General features: G+C 72.3%; 4 protein-coding genes and 1 pseudogene. 3 read left to right on the top strand and 2 right to left on the bottom strand.

Annotated elements, in window-relative coordinates:
* Nucleotides 1–39 precede the first annotated feature (39 nt).
* Nucleotides 40–1,119 carry an amidohydrolase family protein gene (locus tag KBX37_RS32935; RefSeq protein WP_210779732.1) on the bottom strand — a complete coding sequence of 360 codons (1,080 nt, stop codon included), beginning with the start codon at nucleotides 1,117–1,119 and terminating at the stop codon, nucleotides 40–42.
* Nucleotides 1,120–1,270: 151 nt separating this feature from the next.
* On the opposite strand from KBX37_RS32935, the gene rpsD reads away from it, so the two are divergent.
* Together rpsD and KBX37_RS32945 are read left to right on the top strand one after the other, a co-directional pair.
* Nucleotides 1,271–1,882 (top strand): 30S ribosomal protein S4, encoded by a 612-nt coding sequence (gene rpsD / locus KBX37_RS32940; RefSeq protein WP_210779733.1) that lies wholly within the window; start codon nucleotides 1,271–1,273, stop codon nucleotides 1,880–1,882.
* Complete coding sequence (locus KBX37_RS32945) at nucleotides 1,879–2,040, top strand: hypothetical protein (RefSeq protein WP_210779734.1); 162 nt, start codon at nucleotides 1,879–1,881, stop codon at nucleotides 2,038–2,040. The genes rpsD and KBX37_RS32945 overlap by 4 nt, the downstream gene beginning before the upstream one ends.
* Before the next feature lie 114 nt (nucleotides 2,041–2,154).
* On the opposite strand, the pseudogene KBX37_RS32950 reads toward KBX37_RS32945, so the two are convergent.
* A pseudogene (locus tag KBX37_RS32950) lies at nucleotides 2,155–2,687 on the bottom strand (amidohydrolase); the annotation flags it as partial.
* Between the two features lie 247 nt (nucleotides 2,688–2,934).
* Between KBX37_RS32950 and KBX37_RS32955 the strand changes: the two are divergent.
* Complete coding sequence (locus tag KBX37_RS32955; RefSeq protein ID WP_307849302.1) at nucleotides 2,935–6,510, top strand: S8 family serine peptidase; 3,576 nt, start codon at nucleotides 2,935–2,937, stop codon at nucleotides 6,508–6,510.
* The last annotated feature ends 32 nt before the right edge of the window (nucleotides 6,511–6,542 follow it).

The raw sequence follows: 6,542 nt of genomic DNA on the forward strand, positions 1-6,542 counted from the left end.
CCGATCTTGGGGTGGGGAGGGGGAGGGGGATCCGGGGGGTTAGGGGAGGGGGTGGCCGCGGAGGATGGTGCGGGTGGGGGTGCGGATCACGCGCAGGTCGCGGCGGGGGTCCTCGGGGTAGACGGTGAGGTCGGCGAGGCCGCCCTCGACCAGGCCGGGGAAGCCCAGCCAGGCGCGGGCGCCCCAGGACGCGGCGGCGAGGACGTCCGTCGCGGACATGCCGGCCTGCTCGTGCAGGAGCAGCATCTCCTCGGCGGCCAGCCCGTGGTCGATGCCGCCGCCCGCGTCGGTGCCGACGTAGATCGGCACGCCGGCCTCGTACGCGGCCCGGACCACCTCCGGGAACCGGTCGCGCAGGGTGAGCATGTGGTCGGCGTACCCGGGGAACCTGGCCCGGGCCTGGTCGGCGATGCCGCCGAAGGTCCGAATGTTGATCATCGTGGGGATCAGCGCGGTGCCCTGCCTGGCCATCAGGTCGATCAGGTCGAGGCTCAGGCCGGTGCCGTGCTCCACCGAGTCCACTCCGGCGCGCACCATGATCTCCACGGCCGACTCGGAGAAGGTGTGCACGGCGGCACGGGCCCCGGCGGCGTGCGCGGCAGCGACGGCCGCGGTCATCGTGTCGGCGTCCCAGGAGGGCGCCAGGTCGCCGACGCCGCGGTCGATCCAGTCGCCGACCAGCTTGACCCAGCCGTTGCCGGCGGCGGCCTGGGCCGCCACCGTCGCGGCCACCTCCGCCGCGCCGACCTCCACGCCGATGTCGCGCAGGTAGCGCTTCGGCGGGGCGACGTGCCGCCCGGCGCGGGCCAGGCGCGGCAGGTCCGGCTCGTCGTCGAGTTCCGGGTACGGGAACGGCGAGCCGGCGTCGCGGATGGCGAGCACCCCGGCGTCCCGGTCGATCCGGGCCAGCTCGCGGGCCTGGTCGAGCGAGGTGATCGGGGTGCCGCCCCGAGCGATGCCGATGTGGCAGTGCGCGTCGACCAGTCCGGGCAGCACGTACCCGCCGTCCACCACGGTCTCGGCGCCGGGCACCGGTTCGAAGGTGACCCGGTCGCCGACCAGCCAGAGATCCCGGACCTCGTCGTCCGGCAGGAGCACACCGCGCACATGCAGAGCCATGTGCACAGTCCTACCCGATCACCTCCCGCCGTGCCGCGCCGGGCCGGAGCCGCCCCGGCGGTCACCCCGGCAGGCTCACCCGGATGGGGTGGGGCGGCCTCACCCGGTGCCGGTGGACGGTGGTCGGACCCCGAGAGGTCAGGGAGGAAAGATGGCTGTCCGGACGACGGTACGTCCCTCGCCCACGGACGAGGTCCCGCTGCACCCGGCGTACGGCTACTCGTTGCGCCGCCAGCGGCACCCGATCGGCGTCCGCGGTGGGCCGCGGCGCGCCCCGCGCGGGTTCCACCTGAGCGACGCCGACCAGCGGCAGGTCCGGGCGGCGTACGAGCTGCGCATGCGGCAGTTGGCCCGCGCGGTGGTGACGGCCGGCCGGCAGCCGGGCGACGCGACGGAGAACCTGGTCGGGCAGTTGGAACAGCGCATCGACGCGCTGGTGCACCGGGCCGGTTTCGCGCCCTCGGTCGACGCGGCGCGGGATCTCGTCGCCCACAACACCTTCACCGTCGACGGTGGCAAGGTCAACCGGTCCTCGTACCTGGTCCAGCCGGGGCAGACCATCCAGGTGCGCCCGGACCGGCAGTGCCGCGCGCCGGTCGCCATCGCCGTGGCGGAGCACGCCGGGGGCGACGCGCCGCCGTACCTGGACGTCAGCTCGGAGCGGCTCACCGCGACCCTGACCCGGGAGCCGCAACGGCAGGAGGTGCCCGCGCTGCGGGACATCCCCCTCGCCGTCCACCCCGACAAGGAGGTCGCGCGATGAGCATGCCGATTCCGAACGACCGACGGGTGCCCAACTACCTGCGGCAGAGTGGCCGGCCGCAGCTGACACCGCGGCAGCGGCGCCGCGCCGAGCACAAGGAGGCGCGGCGGGAGAGCCTGCTGGGTCAGCGTCCACCGAAGCGGTCGCGGGGCCGGTGACCCGGGGCCGGGTGGCGGTAGCGGCCGCCGCCCGGCCGACCCGACGGACCCCGGGTGCCGGCGACGGAGGCCGGCCGCCACCCTTCGTGCCCTCACGCTTGTTCTTCGGCGACGTGCTCGCCTTGCGCCGGCCACCACCCGGGCAGGCCCCAGTAACGCCCCCGTCTGCTTCATCATCCTCTGCGCGTCGGCAGAGCGGTTGAGCACGCGCAAGCCGCCGACCACCTCCACCCAGCCGTCGCCGGCGGCGGCCTGCGCCATCACCGTCGCGCCGACCTCCACGCCGATGTCGCGCAGGTAAACCTGCGGCGGGGCGACCTGCCGCCCGGCACGGGCCAGTCGCGGCAGATCCGGCTCGTCGTCGAGTTCCGGGTACGGGAACAGCCAGCCGGCGTCCCGGATGGCGAGCACCTCCGCGTCCCGATCGGTACGGGCCAGCTCGCGGGCCTCGTCGTGCGAGCTGATCGGGGCGCCGCCGGGAGCGATGCCGCTGTGGCAGCGCGCATCGACCAGGCCGGGCAGCACCAACCCGTCGTCCACGACGGCCTCCGCGTCGGGGCACCGGTTCGAAGGTGACCCGGTCGCCGACCGGCCACAGATCCCGAACCTCGTCGTCCGGCGGCCACGCCGCGGACCCGCCAGGGCATCCGTCCTCCGTCTCGACGTCAGAAGTGGTGCCGCGATCAATCTTCCCGTCTTCCCGAGTCCGGGTCACCCCAACAGCCCCGATTCCGCACGGTAGCCGGGAGAGCACGCTAAGAGACGAACAGTTGATTGACAGATTTATTTATTTAAGCATGCCTTGATGAAAAGATCCTTCGTCGCCAGGATGCTGCGAAAGCGCCCGCACCTCAGGGCTCGCACAGTTTCGCCTCACAAAGGAGCGTCGAGACAGTGGCATCACGACGATGGCGTACGGCAGCGGCCGGCCTGGCGGCCGGCCTCCTCCTCCCGATCGGCGCCGGCGCACCACCCGCCGCCGCCCGCCCCGATCAGACCCCCGAAAAGGCCGAAGCCGAGGCGGTGGCCGCGAAGGTCCACAAGAAGGTCACCAGCCAGCTGGCCAAGGACGGCAAGTCAAGTTTCTGGGTCTTCCTGGACAGCAAGGCCAACCTCTCCGGCGCGGCCAAACTCCGCCACAAGGCCGACAAGGCCGCGCACGTCTACCGGATCAAGACCGAGCACGCCAACCGCAGCCAGGCCGGCCTGCGCTCGATGCTCGCCACGCGGGGCGCCGACTTCACCCCCTTCTGGCTGGCCAACACGATCAAGGTGACCGGTGACGCCGACCTGCTCGGCGACATCGCCGTCCGCTCCGACGTCGCCGAGATCCTCGCGGACGACCCGGTGGACATCCCCGAACCACTGCCCGGCGAGGCCGTTCCCACCACCGACGCGGTGGAGTGGAACATCGACCGGGTCAGCGCCCCCCGGGTGTGGAACGAGTTGGGCGTACGCGGTGAGGGCATCGTGGTGGCCAACATCGACAGCGGGGTGGACGCCACCCACCCCGCCGTGGCGGCCAGCTACCGGGGCCGCAACGGTGATGGATCGACCAACCACAACTACAACTGGTTCGACCCGGCCGATGTCTGTCCGACCGCCGCGCCGTGCGACAACAACGACCACGGCACGCACACGATGGGCACGATGGTCGGTTTGGACGGCACGAACGTGATCGGCGTGGCCCCGGGCGCGAAGTGGATCGCCGCCAAGGGCTGCGAGACCAACAGCTGCTCACGGGCGTCGCTGCTCGCCTCCGGCCAGTGGATCGTCGCGCCCACCGACCTCACCGGCGCGAACCCACGCCCCGACCTCGCCCCCGACATCGTAAACAACTCCTGGGGCTCCAGCGTTTACGACCCGTGGTACACCGAGACCGTCTCGTCGTGGGTGGCCGCCGGCATCTTCCCGGCCTTCTCCAACGGCAACAGCGGCCCGAGCTGCAACACCTCCGGCAGCCCGGGGTCGTACACGATCAGTTACAGCTCCGGCGCGTTCGACGTCAACAACGCGATCGCGAGCTTCTCCAGCCGGGGCACGGGCGAGAACGGCGACATCAAGCCGAACATCGCCGCGCCGGGCGCCAACGTCCGGTCGTCGGTGCCGGGCGGCTACGCGTCCTTCAGCGGCACCTCGATGGCCTCGCCGCACACCGCGGCGACGGTGGCGCTGATGTGGTCGGCCTCGCCGGCCATCCAGGGTGACGTCGCCGAAACCAAGCGAATCCTGGACGACACCGCCATCGACGTCAACGCCCTGACCTGCGGCGGAACTGTCGACGACAACAACGTCTTCGGCGAGGGCCGGCTCGACGCGTACGCCGCGGTCAACGCCACCCCCCGCGGCGCCCTCGGCGCCCTCGGCGGCCAGGTCACCTCGGGCGGGAGCGCACTGGCCGGGGCCAGCGTGACGGTCGCTGGCCCGATGGGCCGGACCACCACCACCGCGGCTGACGGGTCGTACGGGTTCGACCGGTTGATGGTCGGCGACTACACCGTCACGGTCAGCAAGTTCGGCTACCTGACCGCGACGGCGTCGGTGACGGTCACCGAGAACCAGACCGTGGACCGGGACATCGTGGTCGAGCACGCCCCGTCGGCCACGCTCACCGGCACGGTGACCACCTCGGCGGGGCCGGCGGCCGGCGCGACCGTCACCGTCCTCAACACCCCGCTCACCGCGACCGCCGACAACCAGGGCCGCTACAGCGTGACCGTGCCGCACGGTCAGTACGACGTCCGCTTCGCGCACGCCTACCGCTGCTCCGACGTGGTGACCCGCCCGGCGACGGTCAACGCGGACACCGTCCTGGACGTCGCCCTGCCCGACCGGGTGGACGCCTTCGGCTACGCCTGCGCCGCGGCCGGCGGTTCGTTCGGAAGCGGCACGGAGCTGATGCCGCTGACCGGAGACGACCGGACCGCCCCCGTCACGCTGCCGTTCCGGGTTCCGCTCTACGGCAAGTCGTACCGGGACGCCTGGGTGAGCACCAACGGCGTGCTGGGCTTCGGCACCTCGTCGACCAGCCGCGCCAACACCGCCCTGCCGAACACCGCCAACCCCGACCTCGCGCTCTTCCCGTTCTGGGACGACCTCTACGTGGAGGCCGACTCGGGGATCTACACCGCCGTCACCGGCGTCCGGCCGCACCGTAGCTTCGTGGTGGAGTGGCGCAACGTCTCGCTCTTCACCGACCGGTCGTTGCGGCTGACCTTCAGCGCCGCCATCAGCGAGGACGGCACGATCACCTACCGGTACCAGGACATCGACGGGACCGGCGTGGAGACCGGCACCGGTGCGACGATCGGCCTGGAGAACGTCGACGGAACCGTCGGGTTCCAGTACTCGTACAACGCCTCGGCGGTGGCCGACGGCACGGCGATCGCGTTCCGCACCACCCGGACCGGCGTGCTCTCCGGTGTGGTCACCGACGGCAACGACGGGCAGCCGGTGGCCGGTGCCACGGTCACCGCACGAGCGGGCGGCGCGACCACCACGGAGACAACCGGGGCCGACGGCTCGTATCTGATCCAGGCCCCGGCCGGCGCCGTCGAGTTCAGCGTCGAGAAGGAGCACTACGAGACCGCCTCCGGCGTGGTCACGGTGGCGGCGGGCGGGGCGGAGGTCCGCTCGGCGGCGCTGCGCACCGCTCGGGTCAGCACCGCGGTCACCGACCTGGCCGTCGTCGCGCCAGCCGATCAGAGCCGGGCCCGGGAGATCGGCCTGAGCAACACCGGTGCGCTCGGCACCGACTTCACGGTCACCGAACTCAACGCCGACGGAGCGCCGCAGGACATCGCCTGGCTGGACCTGTCCGGCGCCACCGGCACCCTGGCCAGCGGCGGCCGGCACACCGTCGGCGTGATGACCAGCTCCGCCGGCCTGGCTCCCGGGACATACCACCGGGCCAAGCTGCGGGTGGCCTCGGCCAGCGGCCGCCAGCCGGTCCTGGTCATCCCGGTCACCCTGGTGGTGCCGAGCTACGCGTTGGCGATCAACGCCGGAGCGAGCGCGGCGCGGGCCGACGTGGAGGGCCAGACCTGGTCGCCCGACCAGCCCTGGGCCGCCGGCGGCGCCGGCTACCTGGGCAACTCCAGCCGGCAGTCGACCAGCAGCCCGATCACCGGGACCAACGATCCGGCCCGCTTCGCGGATCTGCGGGAAGGGATGTACGAGTACCGCGTCGACGGGCTCGCGGACGGCTTCTACACCGTCGAGCTGGACTTTGCCGAGGTACGCAGGCAGTCCCCCGACAAGCGGGTCTTCGACGTTCTGCTCGAAGGCCAGGAGGTGCTGCCGTCGCTCGACGTGGCCGGTGAGGTCGGCAGTTTCTCCGCGCTCACCAGGTCGTACACCGTGCGGGTGACCGACGGCCAGCTCAACGTGCGGTTCGTGACGCACAAGGGCTACAGCCAGCCGATCCTCAACGCGCTGCGGGTGACGAACCGCCCGGACCTGGTGTCCTGACCAGGAGGGTGGCGTGGGGGGCGCGGCGGGGG

The sequence above is a fragment of the Micromonospora sp. U56 genome (assembly GCF_018070095.1).
In the GTDB taxonomy this organism is placed as follows: Bacteria; Actinomycetota; Actinomycetes; order Mycobacteriales; family Micromonosporaceae; genus Micromonospora; species Micromonospora purpureochromogenes.